Origin of the sequence: Saccharothrix sp. AJ9571 (assembly GCF_021725495.1) — a bacterium.
GTDB lineage: Bacteria > Actinomycetota > Actinomycetes > Mycobacteriales > Pseudonocardiaceae > Amycolatopsis > Amycolatopsis magusensis.
The window spans coordinates 7,688,193-7,709,369 of the sequence record NZ_CP091382.1 but is presented as its reverse complement, the minus strand read 5'-3'; the positions used below and the strand labels follow the sequence as shown (position 1 = coordinate 7,709,369).

The window sequence follows — 21,177 nt, the reverse complement described above, 5'->3', positions numbered from 1 at the left end:
GCTTTTCCGCCGAACCATGGGGTGAAACCAACGTGACGCAGTCGCCCGAGCAGGTGCGCCCGGCCGGACCGGCCGGAACCCCGGTCCCCGCCGAGTGGACGGGAACCGCCGGTCCGGTGCCCGGTGACCTCCTGCACGAGGTGGTCGCCGGGCACGCCGCCCGGACCCCGGGAGCGACCGCGGTGGTGGCCGGGAAGACGCGGCTGACCTACCGGGCGCTCGACGAGCACGCCACGCGGCTCGCCGGGGCGTTGCAGGCCCGGGGCGCCGGGCGTGGGGCCGTGGTCGGGATTTGCCTCGACCGGGGGGCCGGGCTGGTGGTCGCCGTCCTGGCGGTGCTGCGGGCCGGGGCGGCCTACGCCCTGCTCGACCCGGCGTTCCCCGCCGCGCGGCGGCGGGCGGTGCTCGATGGCGCCGGGGCCGCGCTCGTGGTCGCGGACCCGGCTGGACCGGACACCGGCTGGGAGACCGTTTCCCCGGATGAGGCGGGCCCGTTCGTGCCGGTCCCGGGCGATCCGCGCGACGCGGCGTGCGTGATGTTCACGTCGGGTTCTTCGGGGGTGCCGAAGGGGATCGTGACGCCGCATCGGGCGGTGGTGGCGACGTTGGTTGGTCAGTCCTATGTGGAGTTCGGGCCCGGCGAGGTGTGGTTGCAGTGTTCGCCGGTGTCGTGGGACGCGTTCGCCTTGGAGTTGTTCGGTGCGTTGTTGCACGGGGGAACCTGCGTGGTTCAGCCGGGTGGGCGTCCCGATCCGTTCGTGATCGCGGAGTTGGTGCGGGCGCACGATGTGACGACGTTGCACGTGTCGGCGAGCTTGCTCAATCACCTGGTCGACGAGTACCCGGAGGTGTTCGACGGGGTGCGGCAGGTGCTCACCGGCGGGGAGGCCGCGTCGGTTCCCCACCTGGAGCGGCTGCTCACCCGGCATCCGGACCTGCGCCTGGTCAACGGGTATTCACCTGCGGAGAGCACGATCTTCACCGCCTGCCACGTCGTCGAACCGGCCGATGTGGCCGGGAACGCAGCGGTCCCGGTCGGTCGCGCGGTGGTCCACAAACGACTGCACGTGCTCGACGCCGGCCTCGCCCCCGTGCCGGTCGGCGTCACCGGCGAGCTGTACATGGCCGGGGCGGGCCTCGCCGACGGGTACGCCGGCCAGCCCGCGGCGACCGCGGAACGGTTCGTGGCGAACCCGTTCGCGCCGGGGGAGCGGCTCTACCGCACCGGCGACCTGGTGCGGTGGCGGGCCGTCGGGAACGGGCACGGGCACGGGGTGCTCGACTTCCTCGGCCGCGCCGACGACCAGGTCAAGATCCGCGGCTTCCGGGTCGAACCGGGTGAGGTGCAGGCCGCGCTGGCCCGCCACCCGGCGGTCCGGCAGGCCGCGGTGGTGGTGCGCGAGGACCGCCCGGGGGACAAGCGGCTCGTCGCCTACGCCGTGCCCGAACCCGGCACCGATGCTCATTCTACCGAGTTGCGTGCGCACCTGAAGTCCCTGCTGCCCGACCACCTCGTGCCGTCGGCGGTGGTGCCGCTCGACGCGCTGCCCCGCACCGCCAACGGCAAACTGGATCGCGCCGCACTGCCCGCCCCCGCGACCGGGGCGTCCGGCCGCCCGCCGCGCACCCCACGCGAGGCGGAGCTGTGTGCATTGTTCGCCGCGGTGCTCGACCAGGCGGTCGGTGTGGACGACGACTTCTTCGCCCTGGGCGGGCACTCACTGCTCGGGGCCCGCCTGCTCGGCCGGATCCGCGCCGAACTGGGGCGGCACCTGGATCTCCGCGCCCTGTTCGACGCGCCCACCGTCGCCGGGCTCGCGGAGTTGCTTGACAGCGCTGCGGTGGCCGGGCGCCCGGTGCCGGTGCGCCGGGAGCGGCCCGCCGAACTCCCGCTTTCCGCCGCCCAGCAGCGCATCTGGTTCCTCGACCGGTTCGAGGAGGCCCCGGAGAAGTACCACCTGGGCCGGGTGCTGCGGATCCCCGGCGCTTTCGGAGCCGCCGAAATGGCGGCCCTGACCGCCGCGGCCACCGACCTCGCCGCCCGGCACGAGGTCCTGCGCACCACCTTCCCCGCGACCGACGGCCGGCCCCGCCAGCACATCGCCGAGCCGGGGGAACTGCCCCCGCCGGTGACGTGGCTCCCGGCCGGGACCACGATCCGGTCCGAAGTGGAGCGTCCCTTCGACCTGGCAGAGGATCCGCCGCTGCGGATCGGGGTGCTGCCCGCGGACACCGGGACGCTGCTGGTGCTCACGCTGCACCACATCGCCGGTGACGGCTGGTCGATGCCCGCCGTCCTGCGGGACCTGGCCGTGGCCCACCGCGCCCGGCTCGCCGGGCACGCCCCCGACTGGGACCCGCTGCCGCTCACCTACGCCGATTACACGCTGTGGCAACGAGATCTGCTCGCCGAACGGGCCGGGCCCGAACTGGCGCACTGGCGCGCGCGGCTCGCCGGTGCCCCGGCCGAACTGGCCCTGCCCGCCGACCGGCCCCGGCCCGCCGCCCCGACGCACCGGGGTGGCACCGTGCCGTTCACCCTGGACGCCGCCGCCCACGCCCGCCTCGCGGCTCTCGCCAGGGAGCACCGCGCGACCGTGTTCATGGCACTGCACGCCGGGCTGGCCGCGCTGCTCACCCGGCTCGGTGCGGGCACCGACCTGCCGGTGGGCACCGTCGTCGCCGGACGGCCGGACCCGGCGTTCGACGAACTGGCCGGGTTCTTCGTCAACACGCTGGTGCTGCGCACCGACACCGCCGGTGACCCCACCTTCGCCGACCTGCTCGCCCGCGTCCGTGAAACCGACCTCGACGCGTTCGCCCACGCCGACGTGCCGTTCGATGCCGTGGTCGAGGCGCTCAACCCGGAGCGTTCCCCGGCGCGGCACCCGCTGGCGCAGGTCGTGCTGGTGCTGCAGAACACCGCCGGGGCCGAGGCCGCGCCGGGACTCGCCGAAACCGTCGAGCCGGTGCGCCCGGACGCCACCAAGTTCGACCTGATGCTCGACGTCGCCGAACGGTTCGCGCCCGGCGGCGGCGCGGCCGGGGTGACCGGCGTGCTGGAGTACGCCGCGGACCTGTTCGACCCCGGCACCGCCGCCGCGCTGGTCCGGCGGCTGCTCCGGCTGCTCACCGCCGACCCGCACCGGCCGATCGGCACGGTCGACCTGCTGGACCCCGGCGAGCACGCCGCACTCGCCGCCGCGAACGCCACCGCCGTCGCGGTGCCGGACCGGCCGGTGCACACCCTGGTCTCCGCGCGGGCCGCCGCCACCCCGGACGCGACCGCGCTGATCGCCGGGGAGCACCGGGTCACCTACCGGGAACTGGACGAGCACGCCGACCGGCTCGCCCACCTCCTGCTCGCGGCGGGCGTGGGCGAAGGCGCCGTGGTCGGCGTCCACCTCGACCGCGGCCCCGAACTGGTCGCCGCGGTGCTCGCCGTGCTCAAGACCGGCGCCGCGTACACCTTGCTCGACCCGGCGTTCCCGGCCGCCCGCCTGACTTCGGTGGCCGCGCGGACCACGCTGGTCCTCACCCGCGCCGGAGCGGCGGGCCCGTTCGCCGGGACGCCGGTGCTCGACCCGGGCGCCGCGCCGACCGAACTGGTGTCCACTGTAGACATACAGGTCGGACCCGATGCGCTGGCGTGCGTGATGTTCACGTCGGGCTCGACCGGTGAGCCCAAGGGCGTGGCCACCCCGCACGCCGCGCTGGTGGCCACCTACCTCGGCCAGTCCTACGCGGACTTCGGCCCGGACGAGGTGTTCCTGCAGTGCTCGCCGGTGTCCTGGGACGCGTTCGCGCTCGAACTGTTCGGCGCCCTGCTGCACGGCGGCACCTGCGTGCTGCACCCCGGACACCGCCCGGACCCGGCGCGGCTGGCCGAACTGGTCGCCGAGCACGGCATCACCATGCTCCAAACCTCCGCGAGCCTGTTCGACCACCTCGTCGACGAGCACCCGGCGGCGCTGCGCGGCCCGCGCCGCGTGTTCACCGGCGGCGAGCCCGCCTCGCCCGCGCACGTGGCGAAGGCGCTGCGGGAGTTCCCCGGGCTGACCGTGGTCAACGGCTACGGTCCCGCGGAAAGCCTCGGGTTCACCACCTGGCACCCGCTCACCGATCCGTCGCAAGTGGACGGTTCGACGGTGCCGATCGGCCTGCCAGTGGCGAACAAGCGGGCCCACGTCCTCGACGAGCGGCTGCGGCCCGTGCCATCGGGGGTGGTGGGGGAGCTCTACCTCGCCGGTGCCGGGCTGGCCCGCGGCTACCTGGGCAGGCCCGGCCTCACCGCCGAGCGGTTCGTCGCCGACCCCTACGGTCCGCCCGGCAGCCGCCTGTACCGCACCGGCGACCTGGCTCGCCGCCGGCCGGGCGGCGTGCTCGACTTCGCCGGCCGCGCCGACGACCAGGTCAAGATCCGCGGCTTCCGGGTCGAACCGGCGGAGGTGGTCGCCGCCCTCACCGCGCACCCGGGGGTGGTGCAGGCCGCGGTCGTGCCGTTCGGCCCGGCCCCGCTGCGCCTCGCCGCCTACTACGTGGCCCGCGGGGAGACGGCGCCGTCCGCTCGTGAACTGCGGGCGCACGCGGTGGACCGGCTGCCCGAGCACCTCGTCCCCTCGGCGTTCGTCGCGCTGGCCGAGCTGCCCCGCACCGCCAACGGCAAGCTCGACGCCGCGGCGCTCCCGGAACCCGAGGTGGTCGCCACCGGCGGCCGCCCGCCCCGCACCCCGCGGGAGGAACTGCTGTGCGGGGTGTTCGCCGATGTGCTCGGCCTGCCGCCGGGCCACGCGGTGTCGGCCGACGACGACTTCTTCGCCCTCGGCGGGCATTCCCTGCTCGCCACCCGCCTGGTCAGCCGGGTGCGCACCGCGCTCGGGGCCGAATTGCCGCTCGCCACGCTGTTCCGCTCGCCCACGGTGGCGGCGCTCGCCGAGGAGGTCGGCGCGATCCTGGCGGCCGGGGAAGGAACCCGGCCGGCCCTGCGACCCGACCCGGCCGCACCGCCCACGGTGTCGTCGGCGCAGGAGCGACTGTGGTTCCTCCAAGGTTCCGACGACGCCGCGTACAACGCCCCCCAGCTGTTCCGCTTTCCGGACCGGGTGGATACCGGCGCCCTGCGTGCCGCGATCGACGACGTGGTGGCCCGGCACGAACCGCTGCGCACGCTGCTACCCGTCGTCGACGGCCGCCCGGCCGCCGTGGTGCTAGACGGGGAAGCGGCCCGGCCGCGGTGGACGGTGACCCGGTGCGCGGCCGAGGAGTTGCCGGACGCGGTGGCGGTCGCCGCCCGTGAGCCGTTCGACCTCGCCACCGAGACGCCCCTGCGGGTGGCGGTGTTCGAGACGCCGGGGGAAACGGCGGTGCTGCTGGTGCTGCACCACAGCGCCTCGGACGGCTGGTCGCTCGGCCCGCTGACCCGAGACCTCACCACCGCCTACGCCGCCCGCCGCGCCGGGGGACCCGCGGCGCTGCCACCGCCTCCGGTCCGCTACCGCGACTACGCCCGCTGGCACCGCGAGCTGCTCGGCTCCGGACTGGCGGAAACCCAGGTGGCGTACTGGAAGGACACGCTCGCCGGGCTGCCCGCGGCGCCGGTGCTGCCCACCGACCACGCCCGGCCCGCCGAACCCGACGGCGTGGGCGCGACCGTGCCGGTGCGGGTGCCCGCGGCCGCCCACGCCCGCCTGGCCGGGCTGGCACGGGCCCACGGCGTCACGCCGTTCATGGTGGTGCAGGCGGCGCTCGCCGGCCTGCTGACCCGGCTGGGCGCGGGCACCGACGTGCCGCTCGGCACGCCGGTCGCCGGGCGTGCCGACGACGCGCTGGACGAGCTGGTCGGGTTCTTCGTCAACACGCTGGTGTTACGCACCGACACTTCGGGGGACCCGGCGTTCACCGAGCTGCTCGGCCGCGTCCGCGCCACGGACCTCGCCGCCCACGCCCATGCGGACGTGCCGTTCGAGCAGGTCGTCGAAGCGGTCAACCCGGCGCGGTCCACCGCCTGGCACCCGCTGTTCCAGGTGCTGCTGGTGTTGCAGAACGCCCCGGGCAGCGGCGCGGTGCTCGAACTCGGCGGCGAAGCGGCCCGGCCCGAACCGGTGCGCACCGGCACCGCGAAGTTCGATCTCGTGCTCGACCTCGCCGAGGAGCACGCCGACGGCGGCGCCCCGGCCGGGCTGACCGGCACCGTGGAGTACGCCACGGCGTTGTTCGACCGGGCCACCGCGGCGGCGTTCGCGGACCGGTTCACCCGCCTGCTCGCCGCGGCCGTCGCGGCACCGGACCGGCCGCTGTCCGCCCACGACCTGCTCGACGACGCCGAAAGGTCCCGGCTGCTGCGGGAACTCGGCGGCCTCGGCCGCCCGCCGCACCGGCCCGGCGGCACCCTCGCCACCCGTCTCGCGGAGGTGGCCGCCGCCCGGCCGGACGCCGTCGCCCTCGTCGCGGGGGAGGAACGGGTCACCTACGCCGCGCTGGCCGCCAGGGCGCGGCGGCTCGGCCGCCGGCTCGCCGTCCTGGGCGCCGGGCCGGGCACGGTCGTCGGGGTGCACGCCGAGCGCGGTGCCGACCTGGTGGCCGGGCTGTGCGGGGTGCTCGAAGCCGGTGCCGCGTACACGCTGCTCGACCCCGGTTTCCCGGAGGCGCGCCGGGTGGAGGTGCTCACCACCACCGGCGCCCGGCTCGTCGTCGGCGAGCCGCTGCCCGGGTTCACCGCGGTTCCCGTGGACGGCGACGGCCCGGAGGCCGAACCGGTCCCGGCCCACCCGGACGACGCGGCGTGCGTGATGTTCACGTCGGGTTCTTCGGGGGTGCCGAAGGGGATCGTGACGCCGCATCGGGCGGTGGTGGCGACGTTGACCGGTCAGTCCTATGTGGAGTTAGGTCCGGGTGAGGTGTGGTTGCAGTGTTCGCCGGTGTCGTGGGATGCGTTCGCGCTGGAGTTGTTCGGTGCGTTGCTGCACGGGGGAACTTGTGTGGTGCAGCCGGGTGGGCGGCCGGATCCGTTCGTGATCGCGGAGCTGGTGAAAGCCCACCGGGTCACGACGTTGCACGTGTCCGCGAGTTTGCTCAACCATCTGCTCGACGAGCATTCGGAAGTGTTCGACGGGGTGCGGCAGGTGCTCACCGGCGGGGAGGCGGCGTCCCTGCCGCACGTCACCCGGCTGCTCTCGCGGCGCCCGGACCTCCGACTGGTCAACGGGTACTCACCTGCGGAGAACACGATTTTCGCGCTCTGCCACCGCATCGGGCCCGCCGACCTCGCGGCGGCCCGGGTGCCGGTGGGCCGCCCGCTCGCGGGCAAGGACGTGTTCGTGCTGGACGAGCGACTCGGCCTCGCCCCACACGGCGTCATCGGTGAGCTGTACATGGCCGGGACCGGCCTCGCCCACGGCTACCTCGGCCGCCCGGCGGCCACCGCCGAGCGGTTCGTCGCGCACCCGTTCGGCGCGCCGGGGGAGCGGCTCTACCGCACCGGCGATCTGGCGCGCTGGCGTCCGGCCGCCGACGGCGGAGCTCCGGTGCTGGAACTGCTCGGCCGGGCCGACGACCAGGTCAAGATCCGCGGCTTCCGGGTGGAGCCCGAAGAGGTCCGCGCCGCCGTCGCCACCCACCCGGCGGTCCGGCAGGCCGCCGTGGTCGTCCGCGAGGACACCCCGGGCGACCGGCGCCTCGTGGCCTACGTCGTGGCCGCTCCCGGCACCGCCCCGGCACCGGGCGAACTTCGCGACCACATCGCGGATCGCCTGCCCGAGCATCTCGTGCCCGCCGCGGTCGTCGTGCTGGATGCGTTGCCGCGCACCGCGAACGGCAAACTGGACCGCGCTGCCCTGCCCGCCCCGGCGGCCACCGCGGGCGGCGGGCGCGCCCCGGGCGGCCCGCGCGAAGAACTCGTCTGCGGACTGTTCGCCGAGGTGCTCGGCCTTCCGCCGGACGGGGTGGTCGGCCCGGACGACGACTTCTTCGCCCTCGGCGGCCATTCGCTGCTCGCCGCGCGCCTGGCCGGCCGCCTGCGGACCGTCTTCGGCGCGGAATTGGACGTACGCACCGTGTTCCGCGCGCCGACCCCCGCGGCACTGGCGCGGCACCTGGCCCGCGCGGGCACCGGCTCCCGGCCGCCGCTGCGGGCCCGCCCCGACCGGGTGGTGGTGCCGGTTTCCGCGGCCCAGCACCGGATGTGGTTCCTCCGCGAGGTCGACGGCGGCAGCGCCTACAACGTGCCGCTGGCCTACCGCGGGCGCGGCCCGCTCGACCGGGGCGCGCTCGTGCACGCACTGGCCGACGTGCTGGCCCGCCACGAAGCCCTCCGCACGGTGTTCGCCGACGACGGCGGCGCACCGAGGGCCCGGGTGCTCGACGCCGTGCGCCCGGTGGTCGAAGTGGTCACCTGCACCGCCGAGGAGTACCCGGCGGCCCGCGACCGCGCCCTGGGGCACGTGTTCGACCTCGCCGCCGTCCCGGTGCGCACCACCGTGTTCGACCTGGGCACGGACGACTGGGTGCTCCTGCTCGTGCTGCACCACATCGCCTGCGACGGCGCGTCGGTCGGCCCGCTCGGCCGGGACCTCGCCACCGCCTACGCCGCCCGGGTGACCGGCCGCGCCCCGGACTGGTCGCCGCTGCCGGTGCAGTACGCGGACTACGCGGCCTGGCAGTCCGAAGTCCTCGCCGGTACCGAAGACGAACAGCTGGCGCACTGGAAGTCGGCGCTCGCCGGGCTCCCCGAAGCGCCGGTGCTCCCGACCGACCGCACCGACGGCCCCCGCGGGGCGGGCGTGGTGCCCGTGCCGTTCGCCCCCGGCACCCGCACCCGGCTCGCCGCGCTGGCGCGTGCCGCCCGCGTCACCCCGTTCATGGTGTTGCAGGCGGCCTTGGCTGCGGTGCTGACCCGCTTCGGTGCCGGTCCCGACGTCCCGATCGGCACCCCGGTGGCGGGCCGCGACGAACCCGCGCTCGACGAGCTGGTCGGGTTCTTCGTCAACACGCTGGTGCTGCGCACCGACACCGGCGGCGATCCGGCGTTCACCGAGCTGCTCTCCCGCGTCCGTGAGACCGCGCTGGCCGCCTACGCCCACGCCGACGTCCCGTTCGAGCGGGTGGTCGAGGCGGTCAACCCGCCCCGCACCCCGGGCAGGCACCCGCTGTTCCAGGTGATGCTGGTGCTCGACGGTGACCAGGGCGCGGTGCCGCGGTTGGCTGGTGCCGAGGTCACCGCCGAGCCGCTGGAGGTGGCGGTCGGCAAGTTCGACCTCACGCTCACCTGTGCCGAGGCCGGGGCGGACCTCACCGGCGCGCTCGACTACGCCACCGCCCTGTTCGAACGGTCCACAGTGGAGCGCATCGCCGGGTCGCTGGCCCGGTTCCTGGCCGCTGTGCTGGCCGAGCCCGCCACACGGATCGGCGAGGGTGACCTGCTCACCCCCGGCGACCGGAGGCGCTTCGCCGCCTGGAACGACACCGCCGTGCCGGTGCCGCTCGAGGTGAGCCTGCCCGAGCTGGTCGACCGGCGGACGGCGGTCGCACCGGACGCGATCGCCCTCGTGGCGGGTGCGCGGCGGGTCCCCTACCGCGAGCTGACCGCCGCGGCGCACCGGGTGGCGGGCCGGTTGCACGCGCTGGGCGTGCGGCCGGGGGTGGTGGTCGGTGTGCACATAGACCGCGGCCCGGAGCTGGTCGCGGTGCTGCTCGGCGTCCTGCGGGCCGGTGGCGCGTACACCCTGCTCGACCCGGCGTTCCCGGCCGCCCGGCTGCGGGCCGCGCTGGCCGAAGGCGGCGCACCCCTGGTGGTGACCGCCGACGCACTCGGACTCCCCGGCGGCGTGCAGGTGCTCGCTCCGGATGTCCTGCTCGCCCCCGGCGCTCCCGAGCCCGGCCCGTACCCGGACGCCGAGGCCCCGGCGTGCGTGCTGTTCACCTCCGGCTCCACCGGAACCCCCAAGGGCGTCCTCGCCCCGCACCGGGCGCTGGTGGCGACCTACCTCGGCCAGTCCTACGCGGACTTCGGGCCGGGCGAGGTCTTCCTCCAGAACTCCGCGGTGTCCTGGGACGCCTTCGCGCTCGAACTGTTCGGCGCCCTGCTCACCGGCGGCACCTGCGTGCTCCCGCCGGGCGGGCGCACCGAGCCCGACGTGCTCGCGGACCTGGCCGCCGCGCACGGCGTCACGATGCTCCAGCTCTCGGCCAGCCTGTTCAACCTCGTGCTCGACGAGTACCCGGGCGTCTTCGCCGGGTTGCGCCGGGCGATCACCGCAGGGGAGTCGGCATCCGTGACCCACGTCAGCAGAGCCGTCCAGGAATACCCGCAGCTGGCCGTGGTCAACGGCTACGGCCCGGCGGAGAGCCTGGGCCTGACCACCGCGTACACCGCGAGCACGGAACTGGCCGGCGCCACCACCGTGCCGATCGGCGGGCCGGTGGCCAACAAGCGGGTGCACGTGCTCGACGAAGCACTCCGGCTGGTGCCACCCGGGGTGGTGGGTGAGCTGTACGTCGCGGGCGCCGGGCTGGCCAAGGGGTATGTGAACCGGGCGGCGCTCAGCGCGGAGCGGTTCGTCGCCAACCCCTACGGCGCCCCCGGCGAGCGCATGTACCGCACCGGTGACCTCGCCCGCTGGCGGGTGCGGCCCGACGGCTCCGGGGTGCTGGAGTTCGCCGGCCGCGCCGACGACCAGGTCAAGATCCGCGGCTTCCGCGTGGAACCCGGCGAGGTCGAGGCCGTGCTCGCCCAGCACCCCGGCGTCGCGCAGGTCGCGGTCGTGGTGCGCGAAGACCGGCCGGGGGACAAGCGGCTGGTCGCCTACGTGGTCCAGCGGCCGGGAACCGACCCGGCGAGGTCGCTGCGGCGCTACGTCGAAGACCGGCTGCCCGCCCACCTCGTGCCGGCCGCGACCGTGCTGCTCGACGCGCTCCCGCTGACCCCCAACGGCAAGCTCGACCGGCGGGCGTTGCCTGCCCCGGAAATCGCCGCGGATCCGGCGGGCCGCGCCCCGCGCACCCCGCGCGAAGAAATCCTTTGTGGACTGTTCGCCGAGGTGCTCGACCTGCCGCCGCACGCGCGCCCCGGCATCGACGACGACTTCTTCGCCCTGGGCGGGCATTCGCTGCTGGCCACCCGCCTGATCAGCCGCGTGCGCACCGCGCTCGGGGTCGAGTTGCCGATCCGGGTGCTGTTCCGGCGGCCCACGGTGGCCGGGCTGGCCGAGGAGCTCACCGACGTGGTCGCCGCCGACCGCCGTCCCGCGCTGGACCCGGTGGAGCGGCCCGCCGAACTGCCGCTGTCGTTCGCCCAGCAGCGCCTGTGGTTCCTCGACCGGCTCGACGGGCCGAGCCCCACCTACAACGCGCCGTACGCCCTGCGGCTGCGAGGCGAGCTGGACGCGGCCGCGCTCGCCGCCGCGCTTTCCGACGTGGTCGGCAGGCACGAGGTGCTGCGCACCGTCTTCCCGGTGACCGACGGGCGCCCGGGCCAGCGGATCCTGCCCGCGTCCGCCGAACCGTTCCCCGTGTCCACAGTGGATCTCAGTGATGCGGCCGATTCGGCCGAAGCGCTGGCCACCGCGCTCGCTCTGGCCGCCGCCGAACCACACGACCTCTCGCGGCTGGACCGCGGGCCGCTGCGGGTGACCCGGTTCGTCCTCGGAGCCACCGAGCACGTCCTGCTGCTCTCGCTGCACCACGTGGTCAGCGACGGCTGGTCGCTCGGACCGTTGCTGACCGATCTGGCCGCCGCCTACCAGGCCCGCCTCGCGGGCTCCGTGCCGGAGTGGACACCGCTGCCGGTCCAGTACGCCGACTACACGCTCTGGCAGCGCGCCCTGCTCGGTGAGGACGACCCGGACGGCCTGGCCGCCCGCCAGGTCGCCCACTGGACGAAGGTGCTGGCCGAGCTGCCCGAAGAGCTGACACTGCCCGCCGACCGGCCGCGCCCGGCGGTGCCCAGCCACCTCGGCGACGTCGTCGGAGTCCCGGTGGATCCCGCGCTGCACGCCCGGCTGACCGCGGTGGCCCGCCGCGAGCGGGTCACCCTGTTCATGGTGCTGCAGGCCGCGGTCGCCGCGCTGCTCACCCGGCTCGGCGCCGGTACCGACATCCCGCTCGGCACCCCGGTCGCCGGGCGCACCGACGACGCGCTGACCGGTCTCGTCGGGTTCTTCGTCAACACCCTGGTGCTGCGCACCGACACCGCGGGCGATCCGACGTTCGCCGAGCTGCTGGGCCGCGTCCGCGAAACCGACCTCGCCGCCTACGCCTGCGCCGACGTCCCGTTCGAACGCCTCGTGGAGGTGCTGAACCCCGAACGCTCACCCGCGCGGCACCCGCTGTTCCAGGTCAACGTGGTGCTGCAGAACAACGCGCCGACCGAGGCCGGATTCGCCGGCCTGGAAGCCGAACCGGTGCCGGTCGGCGCGGGGGTGGCCAAGTTCGACCTCGGGTTCGCCTTCGAGGAGCGGCTCGGCGCGGACGGCACGCCCGCCGGGCTCGCCGGTTCGCTGGAGTACGCCCGCGACCTGTTCGACCGCGCCACCGCCCGAAGCTTCGCCGACCGCCTGGTGCGACTGCTGACGGCGGTCGCCGCCGATCCCGACACTCCACTGGGGACGGTCGACGTACTCGATCCGGCCGAGCGGCGGCGGGTGCTGGGCGACTGGGCAGGCGACGCTTCGCCGCACCCGGTCCACGCCACCCTGCACGAACTGGTCGGGGCGCACGCCGCTCGCACCCCGGACGCCACCGCGCTGGTGTTCGGCGAAGAGCGGATCTCCTACGGCGAACTCGACGCCCGCGCGGACCGGATCGCCCGCGGGGTGGCCGCCGCCGGGGCCGGTCGCGGCGACCTGGTCGGCGTGCACCTCGACCGCGGCCCGGAACTGGTCGCGACGCTGCTCGGCGTGCTCAAGGCGGGCGCGGGCTACACGGTGCTGGACACCGACTTCCCGGCCGAGCGGCTCGCCGCGGTGCTGGCCGAGGCCGACGCCGCGCTGCTGGTCACCGAAAGCGACACCCTCGCCGATGGCCCGGTTCCCCGGGTGCGCCCGGAGGAACTGCTCACCGCGCCACCGGGTCCGGCGCCGAGCGGGCGGGCCCGGCCGGGGGACCTCGCGTGCGTGATGTTCACCTCCGGTTCCACCGGCCGTCCCAAGGGGATCGCCGCCCCGCACCGGGCCGTGGTCGGCACCCTGTGCGGGCAGGACTACGTCCACTTCGGACCGGACGAGACGGTGCTGCAGTGCTCCCCGGTGTCCTGGGACGCGTTCGCGCTGGAGCTGTTCGGCCCGCTGCTGCACGGCGGGGTGTGCGTGCTGCAACCAGGGCAGAAGCCGGAGCCCTCGGCCATCGCGCGGCTGGTGGCCGAGCACCGGATCACCACGCTGCACGTCTCGGCGAGCCTGCTCAACTTCCTGCTCGACGAGTACCCCGAGACCTTCACCCCGGTGCGGCAGCTGATGACCGGCGGCGAGGCGGCCTCCGTGCCGCACCTGACCGCGCTGCTGCGGGCCCACCCCGGCATCCGCGTGGTCAACGGCTACTCGCCCGCCGAGAGCATGATCTTCACCGCCGCGCACGTGGTGACCGCCGAAGACACCCGGCGCCCCTCGATCCCGGTCGGCCGGGCGCTGCGGCACAAGCGGCTGCACGTGCTCGATGAACACCTGCGCCCGGTGCCGCCCGGCGTCGCCGGCGAGCTGTACATGTCCGGTGTCGGGCTCGCCGACGGTTACGTGCGCCGACCCGGCGCCACCGCCGAACGGTTCGTCGCGCATCCCCACGGCGAGCCGGGGGAGCGGGTGTACCGCACCGGCGACCGCGTGCGGTGGCTGGCCGAACCGGACGGCACCGCCGTGCTGGAGTTCCTCGGGCGCACCGACGACCAGGTCAAGATCCGCGGCTTCCGGGTCGAACCGCGCGAGGTCGAAGCCGCCGTGGCCAGCTACCCGACGGCAGGCCGCGTCGCGGTCACCGTGCGCGAGGCCGCACCGGGGGACAAGCGACTGGTGGCCTACGTCGTTCCGGCGGCGGGCGCCCCGCTGAGCGTGGCCGACCTGCGGCGCCACGTCGCGGACCTGCTTCCCGAACACCTGGTGCCCTCGGCGTTCGTGCCGGTGGACGCGTTCCCGCTCACCCCGACCGGCAAGCTCGACCGCCGGGCGCTGCCCGCCCCGGACTTCGCCGCCGCGGCGGCGGGGCGCCCGCCGCGCACCCCGCGCGAAGAGATCCTTTGTGGACTGTTCGCCGAGGTTCTCGACGTACCCGGCGTGGGCATCGACGACGGGTTCTTCGCACTGGGCGGGCATTCCCTGCTCGCCGCCCGCTTGATCAGCCGCGTCCGCACCGTGCTCGGCAAGGAGCTGGCGGTGCGCACGCTGTTCCAAGAGCCCACCGTGGCCGGGCTCGCGGCGCGGCTGGACGGCGACGGCACCACCCGGCCGCCGCTGCGGCCGGGGGAGCGGCCCGACCCGCTGCCGCTGTCGTTCGCCCAGCAGCGGCTCTGGTTCACCGGGCAGCTCGAAGGCACTGGCTCGACCTACAACGCGCCGTTCGCGCTGCGGCTGACCGGCGACCTGGACCGCGCGGCGCTCGCCGCCGCGCTGGCCGACCTGGTGGCCCGGCACGAGAGCCTGCGCACGGTGTTCCCCGCCGAAGCCGGTATCCCACGCCAGCGGGTGCTGCCCGCCGAAGCGGTGCGCGTCCCGCTGGCCGAACGGTCCTGCCACGAGGAGGACCTGGCCGGGATGCTGGCGGAGACCGCCCGCCTGCCGTTCGACCTCGCCCACGACCTGCCGCTGCGGGCGACGCTGTTCGACCTCGGCGACCGGCAGGCGGTGCTGCTGCTGACCCTGCACCACATCGCCGGTGACGGCTGGTCGATGGGCCCCCTGCTGCGGGACCTTTCGGCCGCTTACACCGAACGCAGCGCCGGGCGGGTGCCGGAACGCCCGCCGCTGCCGGTGCAGTACGCCGACTACACGCTCTGGCAGCGCGACCTGCTCGGCAGCGAGGACGACCCGGACAGCCTGCTGACCCGCCAGCTGCAGTACTGGGCCGGGGCGCTGGCCGAGCTGCCCGAGGAACTGGCGCTGCCCGCAGACCGGCCGCGCCCGCTCGTACCCCGCCACCTCGGCGGCGTCGTCGACCTGCGGCTGGACGCGCGGGTGCACGCCCGGCTGACGGCTCTCGCCCGCGCCCACGGCGTCACGCTGTTCATGGTGTTGCAGGCCGGACTGGCCGCCCTGCTGACCCGGCTGGGCGCGGGCACCGACGTGCCGCTCGGCACGCCCCTCGCCGGGCGTGCCGACGACGCGCTCGACGAGCTGGTCGGGTTCTTCGTCAACACCGTGGTGCTGCGCACCGACACCTCAGGCGATCCGACGTTCACCGATCTGCTGGGCCGCGTCCGAGAGACCGACCTGACCGCCTTCGACCACGCCGACGTCCCCTTCGAGCGGCTCGTCGACCTGCTCCGGCCCGCCCGGTCGGCGGCCCGCCACCCGTTGTTCCAGGTCAGTTTCGTGCTGCAGAACAACACTCGCGGCGAGTTGGAGCTGCCCGGCCTCGATGTGGCCCCCGAACCGGTGGGCACCGGCTCGGCGAAGTTCGACCTGACCTTCGCGCTGGCCGAGAACCACGCCGAGGACGGCACCCCGGCCGGGGTCGACGGTGCCGTCGAGTACTCCCGCGACCTGTTCGACCACGACACGGTCGAGCGGCTGGCCACCCGCCTGGTGCGGCTGCTCGGCGCCGTCGCCGCCGACCCGGGCCTGCGGCTCGGCGAGGTCGAACTCCTCGACGAAGCCGAACGACGGCAGCTGCTGGTCGAGTGGAACGGGACGGCGTCTCCGGAGCCGCCGTCGCACACCCTGCACGAGCTCGTCAGCCACCAGGCGGCCCGCACACCGGACGCGACCGCCATCGCCTTCGGTGAGACCGCGGTGAGCTACGCCGAGCTCGAAACCCGCGCCAACCGCCTTGCCCACCACCTGCTCGGACTCGGGTTCGGTCGCGGCGCGCTGGCCGGGGTCCACCTGGAGCGCGGCCCGGACCTGGTGATCGCGCTGCTGGCCGTGCTCAAGACCGGGGCCGGTTACACCCTGCTGGACCCGGACTTCCCGGCCGCCCGGCTCCGGGACGCGCTGGCCGACACCGGCGCCCCGGTGCTGATCACGCGGGACGCACTGGCCGGTGTGCTCGGCAGTGATGAGCACACCGTGGTCCGGGTCGACACCGACTCCGCGGTGATCGCGGCCTGTCCCGGCGACGACCCGGCGGTCCCCGGTGATCCGGGAGACATCGCGTGCGTGATGTTCACCTCCGGCTCCACGGGACGGCCCAAGGGCGTGGCCGCCCCGCACCGCGCGCTCACCGCCACCTTCCTCGGTCAGTCCTATGTGGACTTCGGTCCGGCCGAGGTGTTCCTCCAGTGCGCCCCGGTGTCCTGGGACGCCTTCGCGCTTGAGCTGTTCGGCGCGCTGCTGCACGGCGGGGTGTGCGTGCTGCAGCCAGGGCAGCGGCCGGAGCCGCGGGCCATCGCCGGGCTGGTCGCCGAGCACGGCGTGACGATGCTGCAGATGTCGGCGAGCCTGTTCGACTTCATGACCGACGAGCTGCCGGGCGCCTTCGACGGGCTGCGCTGGGCGATCACCGCCGGCGAGACCGCGTCACCCGCCCACGTGGCCCGTGCGCTGGCCGAGCACCCCGCGCTGCGCGTGGTCAACGGCTACGGCCCCGCCGAGAGCCTCGGCCTGACGACCGCCTACGAGGTGCCCCGCGACGGCTCCGTCCCGGCGGCCACGCCGATCGGCGGCCCCTTGGCGGGCAAGCGGTGCTACGTGCTCGACCCCGAACTGCGGCCGGTGCCGCCGGGAGTCACCGGGGAGCTGTACGTCGCCGGTGCCGGCTTGGCCCACGGCTACGTGCACCGCGCCGCGGCGACCGCGGCGCGGTTCGTCGCCGACCCCTTCGGCGAACCGGGCGGCCGCCTGTACCGGACCGGTGACCTCGCCCGCTGGCGGGCGCTGCCGGACGACTCCGGGGTGCTGGAGTTCGCCGGCCGGGCCGACGACCAGGTCAAGATCCGCGGGTTCCGGGTCGAACGCGCCGAGGTGGAACGGGCGCTGCTCGACCACCCGGCGGTCGAGCGGGCCGCGGTGGACGTGCGCGAGGACCGGCCGGGCGATCGACGGCTCGTCGGCTACGTCGTGCTGCCCGGCGGGCCGGTGCCCGAAACCGAGCTGCGCGACCATGTGGCCGGTCTGCTGCCCGGCCACATGGTGCCCGCCGCGATCGTGCTGCTCGACGCGCTGCCGCTGACGCCCAACGGCAAGCTCGACCGCGCCGCGCTCCCCGCGCCCCGGCTGATCGCGGGGGACGGCCGGGCACCCCGCGACGAGCGGGAAGCCGTGCTGTGCCGCCTGTTCGCCGAAGTGCTGGGGCTGCCCGAGGTCACCGTCGACGACGACTTCTTCGCCCTCGGCGGCCATTCGCTGCTGGTGAGCCTGCTGGCCGGGCGCATCGCCGCCGAACTCGGCGCGGAGGTCGGCGTGCGGACGCTGTTCGAGGCGCCGACCGTGGCCCGGCTGGCGCCCCGGCTCGACGACCCGGCACCGGATCCCGCCGCGGCCGCGACGCCGGGTGCGCTCGCGCCGCTGCTGCCGCTGCGAGCCGAAGGTGCCCGACCGGCGCTGTTCTGCGTGCACCCGGCGGCCGGGCTGGGCTGGCTCTACTCCGGGCTGCTGCGGCACCTGCCGGACCGGCCGGTGTACGCCCTGCAGGCGCGCGGGCTCGCCGAACCCGGGCACCGCGTCACCGACCTGGACGCCCTGGTCACCGAGTACCTGGCGCAGGTGCGCTCGGTCCAGCCGCACGGGCCGTACCACCTGCTGGGCTGGTCGTTCGGCGGCGCCGTGGCTCACGAGCTCACCGCTCGCCTGCGGGCCGACGGCGAAGAGGTGGCCGTGCTGGCGATCCTCGACGGCTACCCGTTCGCCGAAGACCCGGCCGCGCCCCGGCTGGCGCCCGGCGACCGGGAAGCGATCGCCGCGCTGCTCGACTCACTCGGCCACCCGGTACCCGAAGGCCCGCTCGGTGCCGGTGACCTCGCCCGCGCCCTGGACACCGGCCGCCTCGGCACGCCCGCGTCCGCGGTGCTCGGCGCGTTCGTCGACCACGTGAACCTGACCCGCTCGGCCACCTCGGCCAGCCACGACACCGACGTCCTGCTGTTCACCGCGACCGGCTCCGACGCGGCCAGCCGCTGGCCGCGCCACACCACCGGGGCGCTCACCGTGCACCCGGTCCCGGCCGCGCACGGCGACCTCGCCGGACCGGCCGCCCTCGCCCACATCGGCCCCGTCCTCGCCGCCTGGCTGGACCACACCGGAGGACCCCTTGCCTGACACCGCTTCACTCACCACCGGCCACGCCGCCACCGTCCGCCGGTACTTCGGGCTCATCGACGACGGCGACCTCGCCGGCTCGGTGGCGCTGTTCGCCCCGGACGCCGTCTACCGCAGGCCCGGTCACCCGCCGTTCGACGGCCGCGAGCGGATCGCGCACTTCTACCTCGACCTGCGCACCATCCGCTCGGGCAGGCACAGCTTCGACGCCGTGCTCACCGACGGGCACCGCACCGCCGTGCACGGCGGCTTCCGCGGCACCGGCTTCGACGGCGCCCCGATCGACCTGCGGTTCTCCGACTTCTTCGAGTTCGACGCCGACGGGGCCATCACCCGCCGCGACACCTACTTCTTCGCCCCGCTCGCCTGAGCCGGGCCGGTAGCCGAGAAAGGGACCACTCATGACCGCCGAAGCGCCCGCCCCCGTCCACGCCGAGCACGGTTCGCTGTTCACCGACCACCTGGTCACCGCGCGCTGGACCCAGGAGGAGGGCTGGGGTCCCGCGCGGCTCGGCCCGCTCGCCGACTTCGCGATGCACCCCGGCATGATCGGCCTGCACTACGGCCAGGTCGTCTTCGAAGGGCTCAAGGCCCACCGGCAGCCCGGCGGTTCGCTGGCGGTGTTCCGCCCGGACCGCAACGCCCTGCGCTTCCAGCGTTCCGCCGCGCGCCTGGCGATGCCGGAGGTGCCTGCCGAGATGTTCCTGGACGCGGTGCAGACGATCGCGGCGGCCGACGGCCACCTGGTCGGCGACGATCCGTCCCTGAGCCTCTACCTGCGGCCGCTGCTGTTCGCCAGCGAGGCGAACCTCATGCTGCGCCCGGCGCGCGAGTACACGTTCATGATGATGGCGTTCGTGGCGGGCGGTTTCTTCGGCGAGGTGGTCGAACCGGTGCGGGTGTGGGTCAGCCGCGATCAGGCGCGCGCGTTCCCCGGCGGCACCGGCAACGTCAAGTGCGCCGCGAACTACGCCGGGGCGTTCCTCGCCCAGCGCCGAGCCGAGGAAGCCGGTTGCCAGCAGGTGGTGTGGCTCGACGCGCTCGGCAGCGGCCGGGTGGAGGAGCTGGGCGGGATGAACCTGTTCTTCGTGCGCGGGGAAGGCCCCGGCGCCGAGGTCGTCACGCCCGAGCTGACCGGCACGCTGCTGCCGGGCGTCACCCGCGACAGCCTGCTCACCCTCGCCGCCCGGCTGGGCTACCGGACCGGCGTCACCACCATCACCGTCGACCAGTGGCGGGCCGAATGCGCCGCCGGCACCATCACCGAGACGTTCGCCTGCGGCACCGCCGCCGTGGTCACCCCGGTCGGCCAGGTGCACGACAGCGGCTCGGAATGGACGGTCGGCACCGGCGCGCCGGGCCCGGTCACCGCACACCTGCGCACCGCTCTGCTCGACCTGCACCAGGGCCGCACCACCGGCCCGGACGGCTGGATGGTGCCGATCCACTGAGGCATTCACCCGATTCGTGAGTGCGTGAGGTCGTCAACCCGGCCTCACGCACTCACGAGAGGGGTTCAGTTGAGGACGTTGCCGTTGCCGGGGCGGGCGGGGCGTGAGCGGCGCGCGTCCAGAGTCACGTAGGTGCGTTGCAGCCAGCGGTCCCGGCCGTCGTAGCGGGGGCGGAACGAGGTGCGCCCGTGCACCGCGATGCGATTGTCCACAATGGCCAGATCGCCGGGGGTCAGCACGAAGGTGCGGCGCACCGAGTCGAACGCCTGGCGCAGCTGGTCGAGCGCGTTCGCGGCAGTCACGTCCAGCGGGTCGGTGCTGGCGAAGTCCACCCGGATGTCGGGGTCGTCCGGGTCGCCGTCGAGCACCGGGCGCGGTAGCGGGGTTTCGGCGCCCTCGAACGAACCCGGCGCCGAGGTGATGAACCGCGGCTGCCCGAGCACCTCGCGGGTCTTCTCCGGCAGCAACTCCACCGCGCACCGCACCGACGAGGTCAGCAGCCCGGCCACGTTGTCGTGGTCGTTGCGCAGGCACATCAGGATCACGTAGTCCGGGCTGTTGCGGTGGAACGCGTTCTCGGTGTGCATCTTCAACCGCACCGAACCGGCGTTGCCCTGGAAATCCTCCTTGCCCGGCACCGGCACCACGTTCTGCACCAGCGCGCCGCCCTTCTCCTGGCGGAAGGCGACCACCTCACCCAGCTGCATGCTGGTCAGCACCAGCGCGGCCGCGGGCACCGCGGGCTCGTGCTGCACCGAGCCGGGCACGGTCGGCGTGGGCGGCAGGTCCCGTTCGTCGACCGGCAACCCGCGGATCTGGAGCACCCCCTCGCGCCCGGGATCGCGGCGGAAGCGGCGCACGGCCGCACCGAGCGCGGCGGGCAGCCGGCTCGCGGCCTCCCTGGCCCGGTCGACCCACGCCGGGTCGTCGATCCGGCCCGCCGGGTCGGCGAGCTCGACGGCCAGCCCCCGCACGGCCCGCCGGTCGGCTTCGGTCAGCTCGTGCGACATCGGGACACCGGCCTCGGGTTCGCGACTGTCGAGCAGCGTCATCTGGAAATCCCTTCTGTGACAGCACCTGCGGCGAGCATCGCGCCGGGGCCGGGGGCCCACATCACCCATGTGGTCACCCCGGGGGCGGGCGGGTGAGCCGATAGCAACATGGGTGATGTGGCCGGAACCGGGCGCCGACAAGGTTGGTCGTGCCGGGTGAACCCCGGTTCCCGGCACCACTTCGGCAATCCCCACCCGTGAGCGAAGAGGGGGTGAAGCCCGATGAACAACAACAACTTCAACAACCTGAACAACAACAACGCGAACAACAACTGATCGGTG

The 21,177-nt window shown here is 74.9% G+C and carries 4 protein-coding genes; 3 read left to right on the top strand and 1 reads right to left on the bottom strand.

Going from position 1 to position 21,177, the window contains the following annotated elements:
• Positions 1-32 precede the first annotated feature (32 nt).
• Genes L3Q67_RS34660 through L3Q67_RS34650 form a run of 3 tightly spaced genes read left to right on the top strand, consistent with a single transcriptional unit; the run spans position 33 to position 19,843 of the window.
• The gene (locus L3Q67_RS34660; RefSeq protein WP_499185626.1) at positions 33-18,392 is read left to right on the top strand and encodes a non-ribosomal peptide synthase/polyketide synthase; all 18,360 of its coding nucleotides are present in this window, start codon (positions 33-35) and stop codon (positions 18,390-18,392) included.
• Complete coding sequence (locus L3Q67_RS34655; RefSeq protein ID WP_499185625.1) at positions 18,385-18,762, top strand: nuclear transport factor 2 family protein; 378 nt, start codon at positions 18,385-18,387, stop codon at positions 18,760-18,762. Before L3Q67_RS34660 ends, L3Q67_RS34655 begins: the two co-directional genes overlap by 8 nt.
• Positions 18,763-18,793: 31 nt before the next feature.
• Entirely contained in the window at positions 18,794-19,843 is a 1,050-nt protein-coding gene (locus tag L3Q67_RS34650) for a branched-chain amino acid transaminase (RefSeq protein ID WP_499185624.1), read from the top strand.
• 65 nt (positions 19,844-19,908) lie between these two features.
• On the opposite strand, the gene L3Q67_RS34645 is transcribed toward L3Q67_RS34650, so the two are convergent.
• The gene (locus L3Q67_RS34645; protein ID WP_499185623.1) at positions 19,909-20,895 is read right to left on the bottom strand and encodes a Fe(II)-2OG oxygenase family protein; all 987 of its coding nucleotides are present in this window, start codon (positions 20,893-20,895) and stop codon (positions 19,909-19,911) included.
• Between the last annotated feature and the right edge of the window lie 282 nt (positions 20,896-21,177).

Bases quoted from the DNA above. Each gene is read 5' to 3' on its own strand.
- L3Q67_RS34645 (WP_499185623.1), bottom strand. From the start codon at position 20,895: ATGACGCTGCTCGACAGTCGCGAACCCGAGGCCGGTGTCCCGATGTCG.
- L3Q67_RS34650 (WP_499185624.1), top strand. From the start codon at position 18,794: ATGACCGCCGAAGCGCCCGCCCCCGTCCACGCCGAGCACGGTTCGCTG.